This window comes from Kitasatospora sp. NPDC088548 (genome assembly GCF_044753005.1).
Classification (GTDB): domain Bacteria; phylum Actinomycetota; class Actinomycetes; order Streptomycetales; family Streptomycetaceae; genus Kitasatospora.
In genome coordinates this window covers 531,945-554,904 of record NZ_JBIVMI010000001.1, presented here as the reverse complement: position 1 = coordinate 554,904, position 22,960 = coordinate 531,945, and the positions used below count along the sequence as shown (strand labels likewise).

The following is a 22,960-nucleotide window of genomic DNA, read 5'->3' as shown; positions in this document are numbered from 1 at the left end:
CGCGGTCGGTCACGTGGTGTCCTGGCGGGATGGTGTCAGGCCGGTGTCGGCCAGGATGAGGGTGCGGGCCTGGGCGGAGGTCAGGGGGCGGGCGAAGAGGTAGCCCTGGCCGAGGGGGCAGCCCATGGCGGCGAGCAGGTCGCGCTGGTCGGCGTTCTCGATGCCCTCGGCGATGACCTGGACGTCCAGGGTGTCGGCGATCCGGGTGATGCCCTTGACCAGGGCGTACTGCTGCGGGGACGCTCCGAGGCCGTCGATGAAGGACTTGTCGATCTTCAGGACGGAGATCGGGAACTCCCGCAGGTAGCTCAGCGAGGAGTAGCCGGTGCCGAAGTCGTCGATCGCGATGCCCACGCCCAGGTCGGTCAGGGTGCGCATGTCGGTCCTGATGCGCTCGTCGCGGCGCATCAGGACGGACTCGGTGAGCTCCAGCACCAGCGAGTGGGGGTCGATCCCGGAGGTCCGGAGGGCGCCGCGCACCACGTCCACGAAGCCCGCGTCGCGGAACTGGCGCGCCGAGACGTTGACGTTGACCCGTAGCGGGGGGAGGCCATCGGCGAGCCGCCGGTCGGAGCTGGTCCGCTGCCAGGCGGCCACCTCCTGGGCCGCGTGCTCCAGGACCCAGGCGCCGAGCGGGACGATCTGGCCGCTCTCCTCGGCGAGGGCGATGAACTCGTCCGGCAGGATCATGCCGCGGCGGGTGTGCGGCCAGCGGACCAGGGCCTCGAAGGCGACCAGGCCGCCCGTCGCCAGATCGACGATCGGCTGGTAGTACAGAGTGAAGGCGGACTCGGCGATCGCCGTGTCCAGGTTCTCGTTCAGCTCGTGCCGCTCGACCAGGCCGGTCTGTAAGGCGGGCCGGTAGTGGCACCACTGCCGCTTGCCGGCCGCCTTCGCCGAGTAGAGCGCCAGGTCCGCGTGGGTGAGCAGCTCGGCCGCGTCCACGCTGTCCTCGGTGGTCGCCACGCCGACGCTGGCGGTCACCCGGACGGCGCCCGCGCTCAGCTTGAACGGCTCCGCGAAGGCCGCCAGCACGGTGTCCGCGATCACCCCGACGTCCTCCGGGCGCAGCGCGTCCTCCACCAGCACCGCGAACTCGTCGCCACCGAGGCGGGCCGCCGTGTCGGAGGTGCGCAGCGCGGTGGAGACCCGCAGGGAGACGGCGACCAGCAGTTCGTCGCCGACCGCGTGCCCCTGGGTGTCGTTGACCACCTTGAAGTCGTCCAGGTCGACGAAGAGCACGCCGATGACCGCGCCGGTGCGCTCGCCGCGGGAGAGGGCGTGCCCGAGCCGGTCCTGGAAGAGGACGCGGTTGGCGAGACCGGTCAGCGAGTCGTGGAAGGCCCGGTGGGTGAGCTCGCGCTCCATCTGGCGCTGTTCGGTGACGTCGCGCAGGGTGAGCACCAGGCCGCCGACGGTCGGGTCGGCGCGCAGGTCGTTGCAGCGCACCTCGGCCTCGATCGGGGTGCGGTCGTGGCGCAGCAGGCGCCAGTGCTCGCGCCGCTGCTCCCGCCCGTCGGCGCCGTCCTGCCCGCGCATCCGGGCGAGCGCGTGGTCGACGGCGCGGCTGTCCTCGGGCGGGACGAGGTCGGTGATCAGGGTGCCGTCCAGGCTGGGGTAGCCGAGGACCTGCTCGGCGGACGAACTGGCGTACCGGACGCCGTCGTCGGCGTTGAGGATCAGGATGACGTCGCTGGTGCTCTGGACCAGGGTGCGGAAGTAGGCCTCGCTGTTGCGGAGGTTGATCTCCTGGCTCAGCATGACGCGTTCGACGGCCAGCGCCGCCTGGGCGGCCAGGATCTCCAGCGAGCCCCAGAGGCTGGCGAGCTCGTGCTCGGTGCCGGTGACGATGAGCGCGCCGATCAGCGGGTCGCCGGAGGGGCGTTCGGCCAGGGTGAGCGGGCAGAGCAGGGCGTACGGCATCCCGCCGAAGCGGGCCGAGAGGTCGGCGCCGATGTCGTCGACGGCGAGTAACCGGGTCTCGCGGTAGGCGGCGAGGGCCAGCACCTCGTCGGAGCCGGGGGCGGCGGGCGGGGCGAAGGGGGCGTGCCGGGTGGCGCCGCGCTCGGCGTGCCGGACGTGCAGCACGCCCGCCTCGGTGACCGCGAGCAGCGCGACGTGCCCGGCCTCGGCGGGCATCAGGGTGGAGGCGGCGGTCTGGACGGCGTCCGCGACCTCCTCGACGGTGACGGCGGCGGTCAGTGAGGCGCCGGCCTCGCGCAGCGCGCGTTCGCGGGCGATGGCCTGCCGCCGGGCGTGGACCACCACGGCGAGCCGGGCCAGCACCAGCAGGTAGAGGACGGCGGAGAACGCGCCGATGACCCCGGCGTTGCTGGTGTTGCCGTGGATCGCCTCGATGATCAGGATGGCCGGGGCGATCAGCGCGGCGAAGGTGAGCAGGGCGAGCCGGCCGGCGCTGATGTCGGGCTGCTGGCTGGGGACGGGTCTGGTCAGCTGGACCATGGACGGATGCAGGGCGGCCGCGCCCCACGCGGTGTAGAAGGCGGCCCAGCCGAGGTCCACGGGCGTGCCGATGTGCCAGCCGCCGTGCAGCTGGGTCAGTCCGTACAGCACGTCGGAGACCAGCATGCCGACGGTGCCGACGGTGAGCAGCTGGAGGGCGCGGCTGGTGCCGCCGCGTGGCACCAGCAGCCGCAGCAGCAGGGCGAGGACCACCACGTCGCCCAGCGGGTAGGCGATCGAGGTGGCCCGCTGGATCCAGGTGAGGTCGGGGTTGCGGGTGTAGGGGAGGATCAGGTAGATCCAGGAGAGCAGGGCCAGGCCCATGGTGAGGATGAGGGCGTCGAGCAGGCTGGCGCGGTCCTGATGGGCCGTCCGCCAGCGGATGAAGCCCAGCACGCCTGCGGCGTACAGCAGGTACTCGGCGAGGTAGAAGATGTCGGCGACGGAGGGGAACGGGTATCCCAGCCGCAGGAACTGCAGCTGGATCACCTGCACCACCTCGCCCGCGGTGAAGCTGAGGTTGGCGAGGGCCAGCAGGTACCAGAACCGTGCGTGCGAGGGGCGGTTGAGGCGGACGCCGACCACGATGGCCACGACGCCGCTGAGGCCGATGCCCGTCCACCAGATGATCCGCTGGGAGGGGTTGGTGTAGTAGATGCCGGTGAGCAGCACCATCCACAGCAGGTAGCAGGCCGTCAGGCGCTGTCGCCGGCGTGTCAACGAGGCTACCTCCTCCGCGACTTCACCCCGCCGAGCGGGCGGGGGACTTCGGGTGAGGGCGGGTTCGGGAGTGGGTAGAGGCATAGGGGAACGGCCCGGGGGAACGTCCGGCTGAACGGCGGTGGAAAGGCGCCGGAAAGACGGTTGGGCGTTCGAGTCGAGCGGTGGGTGCGTATAGTCAGAAATGTCGCACCTCCCAGCATTCTGCCGCCACAGCACGAGGTCAAGCCGGTGGATGAGGCACCAGACAGCGCAGAGGGCGCACGAACGGATGTGAATTCCGGTCGTCACGCCGTGCTTTGCAACAACAACGGTCAGTATGCGATCTGGCCCGGTGACTCAACGGTCCCCGGCGGTTGGCGAAGCGTGTTCGGGCCGGCCGGGCGCGCCGACTGCCGCGCGTACGTGGAGCGCGAGGCGCGGTTCGGCGGGCGGCGTGACGGGCCCGGGCTTCCCGGGCGGGGCGGTGGCGGGCCGGTGCGGGCCGGGTTCGCGGACACCGTGCACGGGCTGTTCCGCGCGCGGGCCGCCCACGACCCGGACGCGGTCGCGGTGCTCGCCGAGGACGGCGCGCTGAGCTACCGCGAACTGGACCTGCGCAGCGACCGGCTGGCCGGCGCGCTGCGGGCCCGGGGCGTCGGCGCGGAGCGGGTGGTGCCGGTCTGTCTGGAACGCGGGACGGGCCTGGTGACGGCCTGGCTGGGGGTACTGAAGGCCGGCGGGGCGTTCCTGCCCCTGGACCCGGCGCACCCGCGCCGGCGGCTCGCGCGACTCGTCGAGGACTGCGGGGCGGACGTCGTGGTGGCGGAGGCGGGCGCGTTCGGCCGGAACGGGGGGCGGGGCGGCTTCGCGGGGGCGGAGGTGCTCTCGGTGGACACGGCGGCGGCCCCGGTGGACCCCGGTGCCAGCGCGGTCCCGCACGCCGTCCCGCACGCCGTCCCGTTCGTCGACGAGGCGGTGCCCGACGACCTCGCCTACCTGATCCACACCTCGGGTACCACCGGCACCCCCAAGGGCGTTGCGGTCACCCACCGTTCACTGGTCTTCACCCTGGACCGGGTGATCAACGCGTACGGTCTCACCCCGCGCGACCGGGTGCTGCAACTCGCCGCGCTCGGCTTCGACACCTCCCTGGAGCAGGTGTTCGCGACCCTGCTCAGCGGCGCCACCCTCGTCCTGGGCGGGGTCCGGACCTGGGCGCCCACCGAACTCGTCCACCGGATGGGCACCCTGGGGCTGACCGTCGCCGACCTCACCCCCGCCTACTGGCACCAGGTGCTGGAACTGCTCCCCGAGGGCGGGCCGGCCCCGGAGGGCCTGCGGCTGCTCGTGGTCGGCGGCGACACCGTGCACGCCGACGACTGCCGCAGGTGCCTGGACCGGCTGCCGGGTGTCCGGCTGGTCAACGCCTACGGCGTGACCGAGGCGGCCGTCACCTCCCTGCTCTACGAGGTCACCCCGGCCGTCCTCGACGACGCCGACGGGGCCGCAGGGACGGGCGCCGCGCCCGTCCCGATCGGCAGACCGCTGCCGGGCGTCCGGGCGCGGGTGCTGGACGCCCGGCTCAGGCCGGTGCGCCCCGGTGAGAAGGGCGAGATCCACCTCGGCGGGCCCGGCCTCGCCCGCGGCTACTGGCGGTCGCCCGTCCTCACCGCCGAGTCCTTCCTGCCCGACCCGTACGCGCCCGTCCCCGGCGAGCGGATGTACCGCACCGGCGACACCGGCCGCTGGCGCCCCGACGGCGGGCTGGAGATCCTCGGCCGCTCCGACGACCAGGTGAAGGTCCGCGGCTACCGGGTCGACCCGGCCGAGGTCGAGTCGGTGCTCGCCGCCCACCCCGAGGTCCGGCTGGCGAGGGTCGCCGCCGACCGGCACACGGACGGCGCGTACGTCCTCACCGCCTACTACACGCTCGCCGACCGGGACGGCTCCGGCTCCCGCGCGCGGCGCGACCGGATCCGCGCGTACCTGGCCGACCGGCTGCCGGACTTCATGGTCCCCGCCGAGTTCGTCCTGCTGGAAAGCATGCCGCTGACCGCCGCCGGGAAGATCGACCGCCGCCGGCTGACCGGCGGCGGACTGCGGCAGCGGCGGGGGGAGGACGGGTGGGGCGGCATCGCCGGCCGCCGCGGCGGGAACGGCGGGAGCGACCGGGACCGCGAGACCGCCGCCATCGAGACCGCGGTCGCCCCGCTCTGGTCCGAACTGCTCGGCGTCGAGGACGTCGGCCCGGCGGACGACTTCTTCGTCCTCGGCGGCAACTCGCTGCTCGCCATGGAGATGCTGGCCCGGGCCCGCATCATGTTCGGCATCGACGTCACCCGGATCCGCTTCCTCGCCCGCGCCCTGCTGCACGACGCCACCCTGCGCGCCTTCGCCGCCGCCACCCGGCGGGCGCGCTCCGGCCGCGACGGCTTCGGCGAGGCGGCCGTCGACTGGGCGGCGGAGGCCGAACTCGGCGTTCCCGTCCGGCAGTCCTGGCAGCCCGCGCCCTCCCGTGCCGAGCCGGCCGAGATCCTGCTCACCGGTGCCACCGGATTCTGCGGCGCCCACCTGCTGAACACCCTGCTGCACACCACCCGGGCCCGCGTGCACTGCCTGGTCCGCGCACCCGACGAGGAGCACGCGCTGGAACGCATCCGCGCCGCGCAGCAGCGCTTCCTGCGGCACGACCTCGCGGACCCGAGGGTCGTCCCGCTGGTCGGCGACCTCGCCGAACCGCTCCTGGGCCTGACGAGGAGCCGCTTCGAGCGCCTGGCCCAGAGTCTGGACGCCATCCACCACCTCGGCGGCCAGGTCAACTTCATCTACCCCTACCGCCAGCTGCGCGCTCCCAACGTGGGCGGCACCCGCGAGATCGTCCGGCTGGCCGGCCACACGCGTGGCATCCCCGTCCACTATCTGTCCACCCTCGCCGTCCTGGCCGGGTTCGGCGCGGCGGGCGTCGGCGAGGTCTCCGAACGGACGCCGCTCGCCCACCCCGACCGGCTGGCGGTCGGCTACGTGCAGAGCAAGTGGGTCGCGGAGCAGGTGCTGCACAACGCGGCGGCGGCCGGGCTGCCGGTCACCGTGCTGCGCACCAACGACGTCACGGGGGACCTCGCGACGGGTGTGATGAACACCGGGACGGAGATCTGCGCGCTGATCAAGTACATCGCGGACACCGGGAGTTGCCCGGACGTCCGGTTGCCGCTCGACTTCGTCCCGGCCGACCGCTTCGGCCGCGCCGTCGCCCACATCGCCGCCCACGCCCCGGCGGAGGGCGAGGTGTACCACGTGACCTCGCCGCTCCCGGCCGATCCGGCGGACCTCGCGGAGCGCCTGCGGGCGCACGGGTACGCGGTGGACGAAGTCCCGTACGGGGACTGGGTGCGGGGCCTGGTCCGCTTCGCGGCGGGCCACCCGACCCACCCGATGACCCCGTTCGTCCCGCTCTTCGTCGACCGCGGCCCGGGGACCGAACTCTCCATCAGTGAAATGTACTTCCGGCCGACGTTCCCGCTCTTCGACCGGTCCAACACGGAGCGGGCGCTGGCCGGCAGCGGCATCGAGCTGCCGCCGGTGGACGAGGAGCTGATCGACCACTACCTGCGACGGCTGACGGTGGAGGGCTTCCTCCTTCCGCCGGCCCGGGCGGTCCGGCGGTGAGCGATCGCGGCGGGTGCGGCGGTCGCGGCGGTGAACGGGTACGGCGGTGAACGGGTGATGCCGTGGTGAACGGGCGTGCGGGGGCGGCCGGATGAGCGAGATGAGCGAGGTGTTCGCGGGGCTGGACGTGGCGCGGGCGCCGACCGGCGGGCCGGCCGCGTTCGGGGCGGGGCTGGACGCCGAGGTGCTGTTCGACGCCTACCGGCACGGGCTCTTCCCGCTGCCGGCCGTCGACGACTACACGATCGCCTTCAACGAGGCCCGGTTCGAAGACGCCGTGGCGGCGGGGGAGGTGGCGCTGCTGCCCGCCACCGGGGGCGGGGGAGGCGTCGGCGCGGATCCGTACGCGCTCGCGTGGTGGTCCCCCGATCCGCGGCCGGTGATCGCGCCGGACGGCGTGCGGCTCGGGAGCCGGTTCGCCCGGCGGTTGCGGAACGGCCTGGACTGGTGGACCAGCGCGGACCGGGCGTTCGAGTCCGTCCTCGCCGGCTGCGCCGAAGGCCGCCGACCGGCCTGGCTCACACGTGAGTTGCGGGCCGCGCTGGTAGGGCTGCACGAGCGCGGCGCGGCGCACAGCGCGGAGGTGTGGGAGGGCGGGGAGCTGATCGGCGGTGTCTTCGGTGTCGCCGCGGGCCCCGTCCTCAGCCTCGACTCGATGTTCCACCGCCGCTCCGGTGCCGCCAGGGTCGCCGTCGCCGATCTCGCGGCCCGCTTCGCCGCCGCGGGCGGCCGGCTGCTGGACGCCCAGTGGGACAGCCCGCACGTCCGCAGTCTCGGCGCCGTCCCGATGCCCCGGGCCCGTTATCTCGCGGAGCTGGCCGGGCCACCCGCACCGCGCCCGCTGCCGGCCGGACCGCTCCCGGCGGCCCGGCTGGGGTGAGGACGGGCCGGCTGCCCGGCCCGGCGGCTCAGCCCTCCCCGCGCCGCTCCTCCAGCAGACCGAGCAGCCTGGCCACCTCGTGGTCCACGTTGACGTGCTTGTCGTCGACGAACGGCAGCAGGATCCCCTTGCCTCTGTGCGGGTACGCGTAGGTGAAGAAGTCCGGCGCGCCCTTGCCGAGGCCCGAGTTGGGGTTCGGCACCTTGCGGAACTCCTTGATGTCCGCCCAGGCGAGCCGGCGCCGGCGGACGATGCCGCGGACCCGGACGCCCTCCTCGGTGACCAGGGTCGCGGCGCGCGCGGCCGAGATGATCAGCAGGAACAGCAGGCCCAGGATGATCAGCGTGCCGGCGGTCTTCGTCGAGGAGGCGAACTCCTGGTCGGCCCAGAGCGGTACCAGCGCGCCGCCGGAGGCCAGCAGGATGGTGAACGCGAAGCCCCCGATCCGCATGGTGGCCACCCGGTACTCGTGCGGAAGCCGAAGCTGTTCGGAACTCATGCCGCCCCCTGACGAAGGTCATCCCCGGTAATCGACCGGTTCCGCAGTGTAAGGGCTTCGGGGTGCCCGCCGATAGGCTTGAGGAGGACCGGATGTGACGGTACGTCAATTTCGCCGCCACGCTCGGTGAGGTTTGCCCGGGGTGGGGCCGGGCAATCAGCCGGGCATGTTGTCTGTGGTGGTGGCGCCCTGGGAAGGGGAGCCGGTGTTCGTCCGGGCTCCCGACGAACCGCACGACGCGGCGAGCACGATGAAGGTGGCCGTGCTCGCGGCGCTGCACCGGAGCGGGGCCGACCTGGACGCCGAGGTGCCGGTGGTGAACCGCTTCGTCTCCGTGGCGGGCGGCGAGTTCGCCAACGACCCCGGCTGGGACAGCGATCCGGAGCCGTGGGCGCTGCTCGGCGGGACGGCACCGCTGCGGCTGCTCGCCGAGCGGATGATCACCCACTCCTCCAACCTCGCCACCAACCTCTGCCTCGCCCGGGTCGGGCACCCGGCGGTCGCCGAGGTCTGGCGCCGCGCGGGCGCCACCCGCAGTGCCAGCCCGCGCGGGATCGAGGACTACCCGGCACGTGACCAGGGCGTGCACAACCGGGTGAGCGCGCTGGACCTGGTGCGGCTGCTGCGCTCGCTGGCGGGGGAGCCGGAGCTGCTGGCGCTGCTGGAGCGCAACGCGTTCCGGGTGGACCTGGCGGCCGGGCTGCCGCCGGGGACGAGGATCGCGTTCAAGAACGGGTGGTCCCCCGGGGTCCGGCACGGTGTCGGCCTCGTCCACCCCGGGGACTGCCCGCCGTACCTGCTCGCCGTCTGCTACACCGGGCCGCTGGCCTCGGGCGAGGACGAGACGGCGGCGGATCCGGCGGCCCGGCTGCTGGCCCGGATCTCGGCGGCGGTCTGGGAACGGCGCCGGGAGATCGCCCGGTAGGCGGCCTGGCCGGCCGCCGTTCCGGCCCGGCCCCGGACGCGCGCGACCCCGCGCGGGCAGCGGCCCGTGCGGGGTCGAGACGAACGGCCGGACGGCGGCCGTCAGTACGGCTTGACCAGGACGTGCGCGGCGCCCGGGATACCGACCTTCAGCAGCTCGTCCTCCTCCGGGGTGGTCGGCGTGCCGGTCTCCTGCTTGAGGACGGCCCGCGACATCGCCTGCACCCACATCGCACGCGGGCGGCGGCGCTCCTCCCAGGCGGCGAGCGCCGCGGACACGTCCTCGGTGGCGTCCAGGCTCTCGGCCAGCACCAGCGCGTCCTCGACCGCCATGGCCGCGCCCTGGGCGAGGTGCGGGGTGCTGGCGTGCGCGGCGTCACCGGCCAGGACCACCCGGCCGACGTGCCACGGCTCCTCCACCGTGACCTGCGAGATGCGCGAGTAGACCACCGCCGACGGGTCGGTGACCAGGGTCAGCGCCTCGGCGACCGGGCCGCCGAAGCCGGCCAGCCGCTCGGCCAGCTGCTCGTGGGCGCGCTCCGGGTCCGGGCGGAAGTCCTCGGCCTCGGCGAACACCGAGCCCAGGTACATCAGTTCCTCGGTGATCGGGGTGAGCAGCGCCTTCGCCTTCAGGTTCCCGGTGGACATCACCACACCCTGCACCTCGGGCGAACGCGGCAGCGTCACCCGCCAGTTGGCGAAGCCGGTGTACTCGGGCGCGTACGCGTCTCCGTACAGGCGCTTGCGCAGCGGCGAGCCGATGCCGTCGAAGCCGACCACCAGGTCGTACCGGCCGCTGTGGCCGTCGGTCAGGGTGACGTCCACGCCCTGGCCGTCGTCGGCGAGTTCGGCGATCGTGGCGCCGAAGCGCACGGACGCGCCGGCCGCGGTGGCGGCGGCGCTCAGCACCCTGGCCAGGGCGGGCCGCGGGATGCCGTTGTTGGAGGGGGCGTCGCCCATCCGGGGCTGCGGGATCTTGGCGAGCGTGGTGCCGGCCGGGTCGCAGATGGTCAGCACCTCCCACTCGAAGCCGGCCGCCAGGCACGCGTCCAGCACGCCGATCTCGCGCATCACGTGCAGCGCGTTGGACGGCTGGATGATGCCGACGCCGAGCGCCTCCAGCTCGTCGCGCAGCTCGGCCACGTCGACCTGGTGGCCGCGCCGGGCGAGGGCGGTGGCCAGGGTCAGGCCGCCGATGCCGCCGCCGTGGATCAGTACGCGCAGGGGTGAGGTCATGACGGGGTTCTCCCGGGGAGGTCGGTACAGGAACGTCGGTGCGGGAAACAGGGGAGGGAGGGCGCGGGGCCGGTCAGCCGACGGGCGCGGCCCGGACGGCGGAGAGGTCCATCAGGTGGTCGACCAGGGCCAGCAGCAGATCCCGGCCGAACGAGCGCTCCCGCACGTCGCCGAGCAGCATCGGCACCTGCGGGTCGAGGTCGAGGGCGGCCCGGATCTCGTCCGGCGTCCGGGTGTTGTGCGCGTGGAAGCAGTTGATCGCCACCACGAACGGGATGCCGCGGCTCTCGAAGAAGTCGATCGAGGCGAAGCTGGTGTCCAGCCGGCGGGTGTCGGCGATGACGATCCCGCCGAGCGCGCCGTTCACCAGGTCGTTCCACATGAACCAGAAGCGCTCCTGCCCGGGCGTGCCGAACAGGTAGACGACGAGGTCCGCGTTGACGGTGATCCGGCCGAAGTCCAGGGCGACGGTGGTGGTGTTCTTGCTGTCCACGCCGGACAGGTCGTCCACCCCCACGCTCGCGCGGGTGAGCAACTCCTCGGTGCGCAGCGGCGCGACCTCGCTGACCGAGCCGACCAGGGTGGTCTTGCCGACGCCGAAGCCGCCCGCGATCAGGATCTTCACGGCGGCGGGCGCGGCGGGGGGAGCGGGCGGGGTTGGTGCGGTTGGTGCCATGGTTCAGAGTCTCCGGAGTCCTTCGCGTACGGCCGTCAGCAGACCGAGGTCAACGCCCCCGCTCGCCCGGGCCACCGAGAGCGGCGCCCGGGCCAGCAGCAGGCCCTGGGAGATCAGGTCGTCCAAGAGGATCTTGGTGACCGAGACCGGCAGGTCCAGCCCGGCCGCCACCTCGGCGACGGCGGCCGGACGGCGGCACTGGTTCAGGATCATCCGGTGCTCGGGCTGGAGGTTGCGCGGCCCGGACCGGGAACCCCGGGCCAGGGCCACGCGGGCCTCCTCCTCGACCGTGGTCAGCACCGTGATCAGTGTGAGGTTGTCGCGCTCGGGCGCGGTGCGGCCGCGGGTGATGGTGTACGGGCGCACCATCGATCCCGAGCCGTCGTCCTCGTCCTCGTCGGACACCTCGCTCCAGTGGGGCCTCACCGCGCGATCACCCGCGGCCGGCGTGTGTGCTGCGGGCGGCGAACGCGTCGAACTCGCTGCGCGCGGGGGTGCTCATCTTCTGGCCGACCTGCTGCACCAGGGTGTGCATGGCCACCGACATCACCTCGGCGTCCACCTCCTGGGAGGCGATCACGGCCAGGTGGGTGCCCTGGGCGGCGGCGATGATGAACAGCCAGACCTCGGCCAGCTCGACGATCACCTGGTGCACCGGACCGCCGTCGAACAGGGCGCCGACACCCCGGGCGAGGCTCTGCTGGCCGGTGGCGACGGCCGCCAGGCGCTCGGCGTCGGCCCGGTCGATGCTCCGGGAGTGGCTGACGACCAGGCCGTCGTCGGAGAGCAGGACGGCGTTCCTGGTTCCGGGCACCGAGTCGACGAGTCCGTCCAGCAGCCAGTCCAGGTCCTGGTGGGTGGCGATCGTACGGTTCATCACTGGTCATCCGTCCTAGTGGTTCGGGAATCCGCGGCGGGGAGGGCCCAGGGGGACGGGCCCGACGCGGGAGTCGGGGGACCGGCGGCTGCGGTGGGGGACGCCGGGTGTGCGGTGGCGGCGGGCAGCCGGTGCTGCCCGGAGTCCTGGTCACCGTCCTGGCCGCGGGCGGCGCGGGACTGGCGCTGGAAGGCGCCGATCGCGGCGCCCGAGCGGCGCACCGGGCGCGGGCCCGTCCTCGGGGGCCCGTCCTGCCGGTGCGGCTGCTCGGCGGCCGCACCGAAGCCGCCCGGCGCGCCGGGGGCGTCGGGCCGCGGCGGCACCCGCAGCTCGGCGGCCAGGCTGGCCTGGCGGACACGCTGCGGCAGCGGCGGCTGCTCGCCGGTGGGCTCGCTGACCGGCACCGAGGAGGCGTACTCGCGGCGCTCGGCGAGCCGGTAGTGGTCGGCCGGGCGGTACTGCTCGTCGGCGTACGGGGCCTCGGCCGGCGTCACCGTGGCGTAGGCGATGTCCGGGTAGGCGGGGGTGTCGTACCCCTGCTTGTCGTACGCCGCGGAGCCGTGGGCCGCGGAGCCGTGGGCGGGGTTGTCGTACGCCGGGTTGTCGTACGTCGGGGAGTCGTACCCCGTCGCGCTGTACCGGGGGGTGCCGTACCCCGGGGTGGTGTGGTCGCCGTACCCGGTCTGGGCCGAGCCGTACGACTGCGCGCCGTGCTGCTCCATGCCGTACCCGGGGCCGCCGTGGGCGGAGGCGCCGGACGGCTGGAAGCCCGGGAAACCGTGCGCGGCCGTGCCGTCCGCCGGGGAGCTGTGCTCGACCGGCTGGTCGGTCTCCAGCGGCTGGATGTACTCGACGTGCGCGAACGCCTCGACGGGGGTCGGCGCCGAGCCGGGCAGCAGGGCCTGCACGGTCTCGTCGTCCAGGCCGTTCAGGCTGTTCTGGTTGTTCAGATCGTCCAGGCCGTCCGAGCCGTTCAGGTCGTTCAGGTCGTCCAGGTCGGCGATGCCGGCCGCGTGGTCCGGGCCGTCCGCGGGCTCGCTCGCCGCGGTCAGCGCGGTGAGCGCCGCCTTGCGCGAGCGCCGGGCGAGCGGGATCGGCTCGACGGGCGTCGCGTCCGGCAGCCCGGCGTCGCCGTCGATCACCAGTTCCTCCGGGACGAGTACGACCACCCGGGTGCCGCCGAAGGCCGACGGCCGGAACTCGATCCGCAGCCCGGTGTTGGCGGCCAGCCGCGCGACCACGTAGAAGCCGAGGCGGATGTCGTCCGCCCGGGCCAGCACGTCCATCCGGGGCGGACTGCTCATCAGCTCGTTGGCCGCGTCGTACTGCTCGGGGTCCATGCCGAGCCCGCGGTCCTCGATCTCCACCGCGAGGCCGCGGCCGACCATGGCGGCCCGGACCTCCACCGGCGTGGGCGGCTTGGAGAAGGTCGCCGCGTTCTCCATCAGCTCGGCGATCACGTGCGCGACCGAGCCGACGGCCCGCTCGGAGAGCCACGGGTGGCCCTCCACGTCCAGCATGATCCGCCGGTAGTCCTGCACCTCGCTCTGCGCGGCGCGCAGCACGTCCAGCAGCGGGACGGGCTTGCGCCAGCGCCGCTGCGGCTGGCCGCCGGCGAGGATGACCAGGTTCTCCTCGTAGCGCCGCAGACGGGCGGTGAGGTGGTCGAGGTCGAAGAGGCCCTCCAGGACCTCCGGGTCCTCGTGCTTGCGCTCCAGCTCGTCCAGCTTGCGGAGCTGCTGACCGATCAGCAGCTGGGTGCGGCGGGCGATGCGCTGCAGCAGCCGTTCGAAGCCGCGGTGCTGCTCGGCCTGCCGGACGGAGGTCTCCAGCGCGGAGGTCCGGGCCAGGTTGAGCGCATGGCCGAGGCGGGCCAGCTCGTCGGTGCCGTTGCCGTGCGGGCCGGCGGTGATGGCGTGGGTCTCGGCCTCGACGTCCACCTGCTCGCCGCGCGACAGACGCTCCACCACCTCGGGGAGGGTGCGCTCCAGCTCCTGCGCCTGGGTGTGCAGCTCCTGGATGCGGCGGCGCAGCGACCGGGTCAGGCGCCAGGTGGTCAGGATCACCGCGATGACCGCGACCAGGCCGATGAGGCTGGTCAGCACGACCTTGGTGAGCAGCGAGAGGAAGGAGTCCTTGCCGACCTCGACGATGCCGTCGGTGCGGGCCTCGATCGCCTTCACCAGCTGCGGGTTGAGCTGGTCCAGGGCCTGGCGCCACTGGTCCTGCGACGCGGGGAGTCTGACCGTCCCGCCGGACTCCGGCGTGGTCGGCTTGGTCAGGGCCTGCTCGACGGTGTCCTTGGCCTGCCAGGCGGGGCTGTTCATCAGCTCCTGCCAGGCCTGGTCCTCACCGGCGGGGATGTACGGCACGACCTGCACGCCGAACAGGTGCTGCTGCGCGCCGATGGACTGCTGGACCTGCTGGTAGTCGGCGACGCTCAGCCGCCCGGACGGCCAGCCGCGGGCCAGGATGGCATCCTCGCGGGCCAGCATCTCCTTGGCCCAGAAGGCGTTCACCAGGGTCTTGGAGATCCAGGTGACCTCGCCGTTGTCGACGTGGCTGAGCGCGGTGAACAGCCGCAGGTCCACGGCGATCAGGTCGGTGTAGTACGTGAAGACCGTCTGCTGGTCGGTGGCGGCGCGGTCGACCGCGGCGCGCTGCTCGGCCAGCTTGCCCATCGCCTGGCGCGCCTCGGTGACGGCGCTGAGCACCTCGGCGGGCGCGCTGTCGGCGGTCTCGCCGGAGAGCGCCTGGAACTGGCGCACGGCGTCGTCGGTCAGCGCGCGCTGGCGGCGCAGCGCGTCGGTGACGCTGCCGGGCCGGGCGAGCGCCTCGGCGCTGAGCCTGCGCTCCTCCTGGAGGTTGTAGTAGACGATGTTGGAGGGCTTCCCGGCCTTCTGTGCCAGCAGGCCCTGGGCCGCCTGGCGCTGGAAGTCGAGGAAGGTCTCGCCACTGGTCCCGGCCCAGAGGGCGACGAGGGAGAGGCTGGGGACGATGGCCAGGACGAGCAGAGCCGTCCGCAGTGACAGGCGCGGACGCCTGCGGGGGGCCTTCGGCGTCGGGGGCCGCCGATTCGCACGCGCGCGCAGAGCTGACTCCTTGGGACTGGCGGCCGACCCTTCCGGGCCGAACCGTCCGGGGGGCACGGGCTTTGACGAAGCGATACTAGTCATACGGTGTGATGGGAGTGAAAACTCGTTCGCCGCCTGGACGGTGGCCGCACACCGCCTGAACACAACGTCACCGGTCGGTTGACGGTTGGTGGTCGAAGCATCCTTGTGATGGCTGATGACCCGACGTCAGTGCAGGTGGGGGCGGTGGGGGCGGCAGATGCGGAGAGTGTGTGCCCGCGGGGAGCGGGCCGTCCGCAGCCGTAAGGAGCGGGCCTGCCGAGCCTGTGGGCGGCGGGTCGTCGCGCCCGCCGAATCCGTGGGCGGTGGGCCCTCCGTGCGGGGATGGGGCGGGCCTGCCGCGCCCGAGGGCGGCGGCCCACCGTGCCCGCGGAGGGCGGGCCTGCTGTGCCCGAGCGGGAGGGGTGAAGGTGCCCGCGCGCGCAGGACCGGAGTGTCCGCCCGGTCAGGCCGCGAGCAGGCGGGCGCGGGTGGCCTCCAGCTCGGCCGCCAGCCCCTGCCCGGCGCCCTCCGCGTCGCCCCGGCGTACGGCCTCGACCAGTTCGGCGTGCGCCGGGTGGCCGTGGTTCGGATCGCCCTTGCGTAGCTCCAGCAGCCCGACCAGCTCGACCAGACGCTCCTTCAGAACCGGGACGAACTCCGCGAAAAGGTCGGAAAGGACCGGGTTGTGCGCGGCCGCGACCACCGCCGTGTGCAGCGCGATGTCCGCCGTCACGAAGGCGGCGTCGTCCCCCTCGCCCGCCGCCAGGCGGGCCGTCAGCGCCTCGTCCATCGCGGCCAGGTCCGCCTCGGTGCGGCGCACGGCGGCCAGCCGGGCCGCCTGCACCTCGACCACCGTGCGGACCTCGTAGACGTGCGCCAGCTCCGCCCTGCGCAGCCGCGCCGACCAGTCCTCGCTCGGCCGGTCCGCCGTCACGAACACCCCGGCGCCCTGGCGGCTCTGCACCATGCCGGCCCCCGCCAGCGCGCGCAGGGCCTCCCGGACGGTCGAGCGGCCGACACCCAGCTCCTTCGCCAGCGTCACCTCGCCGGGCAGCTTGCCGCCGACGGGCCAGTGCCCGGCCGCGATCTGCTCCTCGATCCGCCGGGTCGCCTGATCGACCAGGGGGGAGGGGCGGAGGGGGCCGAGCGGGGACATCGCGTTCACCTGCCAGGTTGTCTGAGGACTTGGTTCGTGGTTACTGTACCCCGCATGAAGCCGTGGAGTCTCCTTCTTGGTGGCCGCAGCGGGGTCTGACCGGACCGGCACCCCGCTGCGGGGCGCCGTGCTGCCGGTCGTCCTCCGGTGCCGCACCCGGCCGACGCGACCGCACCGTCGCCGCCCGGGTGCCGCACCCCGTCGTGAAGGACTCACGAGACCCATGCGATTCCCCACCCTCCGCACCCCCGCCGGCCCCGTCCCGGCCACCGCCCCCGCCTGGAACCCGCAGCGCGGCAGCGCCATGCCGCACCACCGCTACCGCCCGGCACACGAGCGCGTCCAGTTGCCCGGCGGCCGGCCCGCCGACCGGCCCCGGGAGTGGCCGGGCCGGCGGATCGAGCACGCCCCGCTCTGGGTGCCCGTCGACCTGCGCGACGGCAACCAGGCGCTCGCCGAGCCGATGGACCCGGCACGCAAGCAGCGGATGTTCGACCTCTTCCTGGCCATGGGCTTCAAGGAGATCGAGGTCGGCTACCCCTCCGCCAGCCGCGCCGACTTCGACTTCGTCCGGCAGCTGGCCACCGTGCCCGGCGCCGTCCCGCCGGACGTCACCGTCGTCGTCTTCACCGCCGCCCGCGCCGACCTGATCGACCGCACCTTCGAGGCCGTCGAGGGCCTGCCCCGGGTCGTCGTCCACCTCTACACCGCCACCGCGCCGGTCTGGCGGGACGTCGTCCTCGGCCGCGGCCGCGAGGAGCTGCGCACCCTGATCACCGGGGCCGCCGAACACCTGGCCCGGCGGGCGGAAGGCCGCCCGGGCGTGCGCTTCGAGTTCTCGCCCGAGGTGTTCAACCTGACCGAACCGGACTACGTCCTGGAGATCTGCAACGGCCTCACCGCCCTGTGGGACGCCGACCCCGACCGGCCGGTGATCCACAACCTGCCCGCCACCGTCGAGATCGCCACGCCCAACATCTACGCCGACCAGATCGAGTACATGCACCGCCACCTGGACCGGCGCGACGCGGTGATCCTCTCCGTCCACCCGCACAACGACCGCGGCACCGGCGTGGCCTGCGCCGAACTCGCCGTCCTGGCCGGCGCCCAGCGGGTCGAGGGCTGCCTGTTCGGCAACGGCGAGCGGACCGGCAACGTCGACCTGGTGACCCTGGCGCTCAACCTCCACACCCAGGGCGTCGATCCGATGATCGACTTCTCCGACATCGACGAGATCCGGCGCACCGTCGAACACTGCAACCGCCTGCCCGTCCACGAACGCCACCCCTACGTCGGCGACCTCGTGCACACCGCCTTCTCCGGCACCCACCAGGACGCCATCAGGAAGGGCCTGGCCCACCACGCCAAGACGGCCGCCGACCTGGGCGTCCCGGCCGGCGAGGCGCCGTGGGCCGTGCCCTACCTGCCGATCGACCCGGCCGACCTCGGGCGGGACTACGAGGCGGTGATCCGGGTCAACAGCCAGTCCGGCAAAGGCGGCATCGCCTACCTGCTGCAGACCGGACACGGACTGGACCTGCCCCGCCGGCTCCAGATCGAGTTCTCCCGGGTGGTCCAGGAGTCGACGGACGACAGCGGCCGCGAGATCGGCGCCGACGAGCTGTACGCGCTGTTCCGGGCGACGTACCTGGACGCGGCGCCGGCGGCCTCGTGGCGCACGGGGGAGCGTGCCGGGCAGGGAGGCGGTGGCGGCCACTGGGCGGAGGTCACCCTCGACGGCCGGGCCTGGCGCGGCGAGGGCAACGGCCCGCTGGACGCCGTCACGGCGGCCCTGCGGGAGGCCGGGACGGCCGTGGACATCCTGCAGTTCAGCGAGCACGCCGTCCGCACCGGCCCCGACAGCGACGCCGTCGCCTACGTCGAGGCGCGGGTCGCCGGGGAGGCGGTGTGGGGCGCCGGGCGCGACACCTCCGTCCTCACGGCGGGCGTACGGGCGGTGCTGAGCGCCGTCGGCCGTGCGGGGGCCCGGGAGATGACGGCCCGATGACAGCCGGTCTCCCCGCCCGCAGCCTGACCGTCGCCGCCGCCCTCGGCTGCGAGGTCGGCGCCATCGCCGGCAGCCTGGTCTTCCAGTGCGACGGGGCGCCCCTGCTGGTCATGACCAGCGGCGCCCACCGCGTCGACACCGCCTACCTGGCCGACCGGCTCGGCACCGGCCCGATCGAACGCGCCACCGCCCAACAGGTCCGCGACGCCACCGGCCAGGCCATCGGCGGCGTCGCCCCGACCGGCCACCCGGCCAGACTGCGCACCGTCGTGGACACCGCCCTCGCCGGGCACGACGTCCTCTGGGCGGCCGCCGGCCACCCGCACACGGTCGTGCCGATGACGTACGACGAACTGCTGCGCCTCACCGGCGGGACACCGTCGGAGGTGCACGCCTGAGCGGGCCCGGCCCCGGTTCGTTCCGTTCCGCGCGGGCCCTCCCGGCTGCCGCCCGTAGCCGGGAGGGCCCGCGTCGCTGCCGGACGCGAGCATCCTGCCGTCCGCCCCGTCCGCACGCCATCCCAGAATTCTGGTGGGTGACCGCCCCGGCCGCCGCCGACCGAACCCCCGGTTTCCGCCAAGTTGCCTCCGGGGCGCCCTTCTTCGGTATCCGCGCAGCTCGGAGTGGCTGACCGGCCGGGGCGTCCGGCAGACCCGGAACGGTGGCCGGGCGGAACCGCCGAGGCCGCACGGCGGGCGCGCGCCGACGGCGCCGGGGCGCACCGGGCGGGCGCACATGTCCGGTTCGGGACGGTCGAGTTGTCCGTATGCCGAGGACCGGCCCTCCCGTGTCGGCCGCCACTGCTACACCAAGGGGCGGGCCGAGGCGCACCGGGCGCCCGCCCTCTCGGGAGGCACAGTGGCGAACGACGACGGCCGGGTGTGGGTGCGGGGCCACTTCCGGCGCAAGCCCGCGTCGGGAGGTGGCGGGACCACGAAGGCGAGCGGGTGGGTGATCGCCGGAGCCGTGGCCGTGTTCTGGCTCTGGGGCCACTACGTCGGCTTCACCGACGACGCCGGAGCCCCGCCGCCGACCGCCGCCACGCCGTCCGCGGTCGGCACCCCCTGATGGCCCGGCGCCGGCCCCTGCTGCGCAAGCCACGCGGCCCGGTCGAGCACGTCGCCGCGGCCGCCGTCGGCGTCGCGCTCGCCGTACTGCTGCTCGGCGCCGCGCAGAGCCTCCTCCGGTCCTGGCCCTTCCTCGCCGCCGTCGCCGTCCTCGCCCTCGCGGCCGCCGCCCGCCAGCCGGCCCTCGACCGGGCCCGCACCGAACGCCTGGCCGCCCTGCGGCTCACCCTCGCCCAGGTGGACGCCCTGGACGACCAGGCCTTCGAGTACGCCCTGCGGGACCTGCTGATCCGCGACGGCTGGAGCGCCCGCAAGGTCGGCCAACAGGGCGACCAGGCCGCCGATGTGACAGGCCAGCACCCGAGCCACGGCCGCATCGTGCTCCAGGCCAAACACACCAGGGTCGGCGCCAAGGTCGGCGTCCACGTGATGTACGAGGTGAAGGGGACCGCAGGACCGGTGCACGGTGCCGACATCGCCGTCGTGGTCACCAACGGCACCCTCACCCGCGATGCCATGGCCTGGGGCGACCGGCACCGCATCCACTGGATCGACCGCCCCCGCCTGGAGACCTGGGCCGACCGGGGCACGCCGCTGCACGACCTGCTCGCCCTGCCGGGCCGCCCGGCGAAGCGACGGATCGGGTGGCGGCGGGTGGCGTGAACCGCGGCGGGTTCCAGGGCGGTTCGGTGTCGTTCACACCCGCGATGGCGAAACTCCCGTGCTCCGCGCCGAATGCGTCGACCGCGTCGACGCGGTCCCGCAGGGCGACACGCCGCCCGTGGAACGAAGTCGTGATCTCCCCATCAGCCGCAGGCCAACTGTCATTCAGCAGCGCATGGTTGACAAGGTGAATGTGAGAACTGACCGACGGCCGGGCCACCCCGGGGCCGGTCAGGACGGGCTCTCGGGGTCGGCCCCGAGGGTCTTGCCGTCGACTCCCGGCCGGGGGACGCCGTCGACCGCCACGCAGATGCCGAAGACGCGGGCCTGGCCGGTCCAGCCATTGACCCGGCCGCGGTTGTTGCTGATCTGGACCCGCCTCCGGGCCGGATCCACGGCCGAGACCAGATGCAGGTACACCGCCCCGGCGACGCGGGCCAGGACGATGTCCCCGACCTCCAGCTTCGACGCGTCGACCGGCGCGACGACCACCTGCTGCCGACTGCGGATCAACGGGACCATCGAGGAGCCGCTGGGCCGGAATCCGACGACGGCCCCGGCGGCGACCCGGCCCGCCACTGCGTCCAGCACACCCATGCGGTGATCGTGGCAGACCTGGCCGGGTCACCCAACCGATTTACGCCCCGCCCTGGCGGAACCGCGCCACGAACGTGCGCTGCCAGGGCGTTTCGACGGCGTGCGGGTGGTAGTGCTCCCGGACGAACGCCACCGCCCGGTCGGCCGGGACCCCGTCCAGGACGGCCAGGCAGGCCAGCGCGGTGCCGGTACGGCCGCGGCCTCCGGCGCAGGCGAGCTCGACCCGGTCCGAGGCCGACCGCCCCCACGCCTCGCGGAACGCCCCGGCGGCCTCGGTGCGGTCGGCGGGGAGCCGGAAGTCGGGCCAGCGGAGCCAGCGGCTCTCCCAGTCGACCGCCGGTGGCCTTCGCCCCAGCAGGTAGAGCCCGAAGCCGGGTCGGGGCCCCGGAGGCAGCGGCCGGCTCAGGCCGCGCCCCCGGACGAGCCGGCCCGACGGCAGCCGCAGCACTCCGGCGGCCGTGGGCTCCCAGGACGGCGTGGTGGTCATGGGCCGAGCGTACTTCGTGCCCCGGGTTGTCGGCGGTGTGGCCCTGTGTCGCCAGGTTTCCCTGTCCGGTCCCGGTCTGGGTGCTCCGGCCGCCGCTCGGCTAGTGTGCGTGCATGGGGCTGACGGAAGAGAAGGCCGACCACCTCGCTCCGGAAGCGACGCCGCCCCACGGGGCCGTCTGCCCGCGGTGCGAGGAGTCCTCCCGGCTGGCCGTCTTCGAGGAGTACCGCCGGCCGGTCGTACGCTCGGCGGGCCGGGTCCGGCTCCTGGCCGCGGCAGCCCTCGGGGCGTACGGCTGGGGACTGCTGCTCCAGGGGCACACGGGGTTCGGTGCGTCGTTGCTCGCAGGCGCCCTCGCGGCGGGGGCCCTCATCGCCAGGGCGCTCACCCGGGCGGGGGCGGGGTGGCGGACGCAGGTCCTCTACTGTCCACGGTGCCGCGTGCGCTTTCGTCCCGGCGACCCGGTCACCGCGTTGACGATGCCGTCCTCGTTCTCCGCCCCGTGGTGAACCACCGGGCCCGTGCGGGCGCCACCGGCAACGGCCCCGCGCTGCACTTCGGCGGACTCCCCGGTCAGGACGCGGCGTAGAGCGCGGCGGTCGTCGGCAGCCCGGCCCGGTGGGCCAGCGCGGCGGCCTCTCCGCGTGATGCCACGCCCAACTTGGCGAGGATGTTGGCGACATGGAACTTCACCGTGGACTCGCTGATGTGCAGCGCCCGCGCGATGTCCCGGTTACGGCGGCCCTGGGCGAGCTGGTCCAGGACCTCCAACTCCCTTGGCTGCAAACCTTCCAGGGGATCCGGGCCGGAGGGCGCGGCCGGTGCGGTGAGCGGCAGGTCGACGGTCACCGTGGTGCCCCAGCCGGGCACGGCGTCCACGGCGAGGCGGCCCGCGAGGGCGGTGACGCGGTCCGCCGTCCGGTGTGCGGCGAGCCCGTCCGTGACGAGCAGGCCGGGGCCGTCGTCGCGTACCACCGCGCGCAGGGTGTCGTCGCTGATGCGCCAACTCACGTGCAGGCGCGTCAGATCGTCCTGTTCCAGCATGATGAGCACGGTGGAGCGGACCGCGGCCCGGGCGGTGTGCGCGGTGTCGGCCGGGATGGACGGGGTGGCCGGGGTGGGCGGTGCCAGGTCGAGGCGGACGGGGCTGTGCCGCAGCAGTGGGCGCAACTCGTCGGCGAGGCGGGCGAACGCGGTGTCGGCGGGCTCCTCGCTGAGCTCCCGGTCGAGGTCCGCGCCGGCCCGCAGGTCCAGCAGGGCGTTCACCGCGAGTTCGGTGGCGCTGCGGCGGGCGGTGGCGTCGTCCAGGGCGGTGGACCGCAGGGGCGCCAGGATCGCGGACAGCGCCGAGGCGTGGGTGCCGGTCAGGTCGGCGATCGCGCGGGCCCGGGCGCCCGCCGAGGCACGGGAGGCGGCGGCGTGCACGGGGGCGGCGTCGGTGGCGCGGTGGTCGGAGTGGATGGTGACCAGCTCCCACACCTGCTGGAGGACGGCGAGCGCCTGCCCGGGCAGCGGCTCGGCGCTCTCCAGGACCAGGACGAGCAGTGCGCCGGTACCGTTCGCCGACGCGGTGATGGTCGAGGCGGCGACGACGGGCCGGGACCGGCCCGCCAGGACGGCGGTGCCCTGCCACGGCCGGCCGACGGCCACGGCGTCCGTCAGCCGGGCGAGTTCCAGGCTGGTGATCCCCCCGGCCAGCTCGGTGGCGCCGAACGCCTTCACGGGCGTGTAGGTGCAGATGCCGCTGAGGTGGGCGATCGCCGTGTGCGGGACGAGGCCGGCGAGCACCTCGGAGAGCCGCCGCAGCAGGTTCGGCCGGGGTGTCCGCAGCACCTCCACGGCCCGCGCCAGCGCCTCCTCGGGCCGCCCCCAGCCATCCCGCCACCGCTCGTGCGCAGCGCCCGCCGTACTGCCCGCCCCGTTGTCCGTCATGCCGTTCAGCC

The 22,960-nt window shown here is 74.2% G+C and carries 19 protein-coding genes; 8 read left to right on the top strand and 11 right to left on the bottom strand.

Annotated elements, in window-relative coordinates:
• Positions 1-9: 9 nt before the first annotated feature.
• On the bottom strand, positions 10-3,183 hold the full coding sequence (locus ACIP82_RS02455; RefSeq protein WP_400649989.1) for a putative bifunctional diguanylate cyclase/phosphodiesterase: 3,174 nt from the start codon (positions 3,181-3,183) through the stop codon (positions 10-12).
• Positions 3,184-3,351: 168 nt separating this feature from the next.
• Here ACIP82_RS02455 and ACIP82_RS02450 point away from each other — a divergent pair, with 168 nt between their 5' ends.
• Positions 3,352-6,831, top strand: coding sequence for an amino acid adenylation domain-containing protein (locus ACIP82_RS02450; RefSeq protein WP_400649986.1), 3,480 nt, complete (start codon positions 3,352-3,354; stop codon positions 6,829-6,831).
• A gap of 91 nt (positions 6,832-6,922) precedes the next feature.
• Positions 6,923-7,711 (top strand): leucyl/phenylalanyl-tRNA--protein transferase, encoded by a 789-nt coding sequence (locus ACIP82_RS02445; RefSeq protein WP_400649983.1) that lies wholly within the window; start codon positions 6,923-6,925, stop codon positions 7,709-7,711.
• A 28-nt stretch (positions 7,712-7,739) separates the two neighbouring features.
• On the opposite strand, the gene ACIP82_RS02440 is transcribed toward ACIP82_RS02445, so the two are convergent.
• Positions 7,740-8,210 (bottom strand): PH domain-containing protein, encoded by a 471-nt coding sequence (locus tag ACIP82_RS02440; protein WP_363604425.1) that lies wholly within the window; start codon positions 8,208-8,210, stop codon positions 7,740-7,742.
• A 166-nt stretch (positions 8,211-8,376) separates the two neighbouring features.
• Here ACIP82_RS02440 and ACIP82_RS02435 point away from each other — a divergent pair, with 166 nt between their 5' ends.
• Positions 8,377-9,135 (top strand): serine hydrolase, encoded by a 759-nt coding sequence (locus ACIP82_RS02435; protein ID WP_363604427.1) that lies wholly within the window; start codon positions 8,377-8,379, stop codon positions 9,133-9,135.
• A gap of 101 nt (positions 9,136-9,236) precedes the next feature.
• Here the strand turns inward: ACIP82_RS02435 and ACIP82_RS02430 are convergent, their stop codons facing one another.
• The 6 genes from ACIP82_RS02430 to ACIP82_RS02405 form a co-directional block, all read right to left on the bottom strand.
• Positions 9,237-10,370, bottom strand: a complete 1,134-nt coding sequence (locus tag ACIP82_RS02430; protein ID WP_400649980.1) for an FAD-dependent monooxygenase — start codon at positions 10,368-10,370, stop codon at positions 9,237-9,239.
• A gap of 73 nt (positions 10,371-10,443) precedes the next feature.
• Positions 10,444-11,046 (bottom strand): ATP/GTP-binding protein, encoded by a 603-nt coding sequence (locus ACIP82_RS02425; RefSeq protein ID WP_363604431.1) that lies wholly within the window; start codon positions 11,044-11,046, stop codon positions 10,444-10,446.
• Between the two features lie 3 nt (positions 11,047-11,049).
• Complete coding sequence (locus ACIP82_RS02420; protein WP_400649977.1) at positions 11,050-11,472, bottom strand: DUF742 domain-containing protein; 423 nt, start codon at positions 11,470-11,472, stop codon at positions 11,050-11,052.
• A 7-nt stretch (positions 11,473-11,479) separates the two neighbouring features.
• Positions 11,480-11,923: a roadblock/LC7 domain-containing protein gene (locus ACIP82_RS02415; protein ID WP_363604433.1), complete on the bottom strand. Its 444-nt coding sequence runs from the start codon at positions 11,921-11,923 to the stop codon at positions 11,480-11,482.
• A complete protein-coding gene (locus ACIP82_RS02410; RefSeq protein WP_400649973.1) occupies positions 11,923-15,099 on the bottom strand; it encodes a nitrate- and nitrite sensing domain-containing protein in 3,177 nt (1,058 codons plus the stop codon). Before ACIP82_RS02410 ends, ACIP82_RS02415 begins: the two co-directional genes overlap by 1 nt.
• Positions 15,100-15,502: 403 nt before the next feature.
• A complete protein-coding gene (locus tag ACIP82_RS02405) occupies positions 15,503-16,195 on the bottom strand; it encodes a FadR/GntR family transcriptional regulator (protein WP_400650339.1) in 693 nt (230 codons plus the stop codon).
• A 223-nt stretch (positions 16,196-16,418) separates the two neighbouring features.
• Between ACIP82_RS02405 and ACIP82_RS02400 the strand changes: the two genes are divergently transcribed.
• From ACIP82_RS02400 to ACIP82_RS02385, 4 genes are all read left to right on the top strand, one after another.
• The gene (locus ACIP82_RS02400; protein ID WP_363604437.1) at positions 16,419-18,203 is read left to right on the top strand and encodes a 2-isopropylmalate synthase; all 1,785 of its coding nucleotides are present in this window, start codon (positions 16,419-16,421) and stop codon (positions 18,201-18,203) included.
• Positions 18,200-18,601, top strand: coding sequence for a YbaK/EbsC family protein (locus ACIP82_RS02395; RefSeq protein WP_400649970.1), 402 nt, complete (start codon positions 18,200-18,202; stop codon positions 18,599-18,601). Before ACIP82_RS02400 ends, ACIP82_RS02395 begins: the two co-directional genes overlap by 4 nt.
• 460 nt (positions 18,602-19,061) lie before the next feature.
• Positions 19,062-19,271: a hypothetical protein gene (locus tag ACIP82_RS02390; RefSeq protein WP_400649967.1), complete on the top strand. Its 210-nt coding sequence runs from the start codon at positions 19,062-19,064 to the stop codon at positions 19,269-19,271.
• Complete coding sequence (locus ACIP82_RS02385) at positions 19,271-19,933, top strand: restriction endonuclease (RefSeq protein ID WP_400649964.1); 663 nt, start codon at positions 19,271-19,273, stop codon at positions 19,931-19,933. Before ACIP82_RS02390 ends, ACIP82_RS02385 begins: the two co-directional genes overlap by 1 nt.
• A 231-nt stretch (positions 19,934-20,164) precedes the next feature.
• Here ACIP82_RS02385 and ACIP82_RS02380 read toward each other — a convergent pair whose 3' ends face one another.
• Entirely contained in the window at positions 20,165-20,530 is a 366-nt protein-coding gene (locus tag ACIP82_RS02380; protein ID WP_363604444.1) for a S26 family signal peptidase, read from the bottom strand.
• A 40-nt stretch (positions 20,531-20,570) separates the two neighbouring features.
• On the bottom strand, positions 20,571-21,017 hold the full coding sequence (locus tag ACIP82_RS02375; RefSeq protein ID WP_363604446.1) for a protein phosphatase: 447 nt from the start codon (positions 21,015-21,017) through the stop codon (positions 20,571-20,573).
• Between the two features lie 113 nt (positions 21,018-21,130).
• Between ACIP82_RS02375 and ACIP82_RS02370 the strand changes: the two genes are divergently transcribed.
• On the top strand, positions 21,131-21,526 hold the full coding sequence (locus ACIP82_RS02370) for a hypothetical protein (RefSeq protein WP_400649961.1): 396 nt from the start codon (positions 21,131-21,133) through the stop codon (positions 21,524-21,526).
• 64 nt (positions 21,527-21,590) lie between these two features.
• Here the strand turns inward: ACIP82_RS02370 and ACIP82_RS02365 are convergent, their stop codons facing one another.
• Positions 21,591-22,949: a LuxR C-terminal-related transcriptional regulator gene (locus ACIP82_RS02365; RefSeq protein WP_400649958.1), complete on the bottom strand. Its 1,359-nt coding sequence runs from the start codon at positions 22,947-22,949 to the stop codon at positions 21,591-21,593.
• Positions 22,950-22,960: the final 11 nt, after the last annotated feature.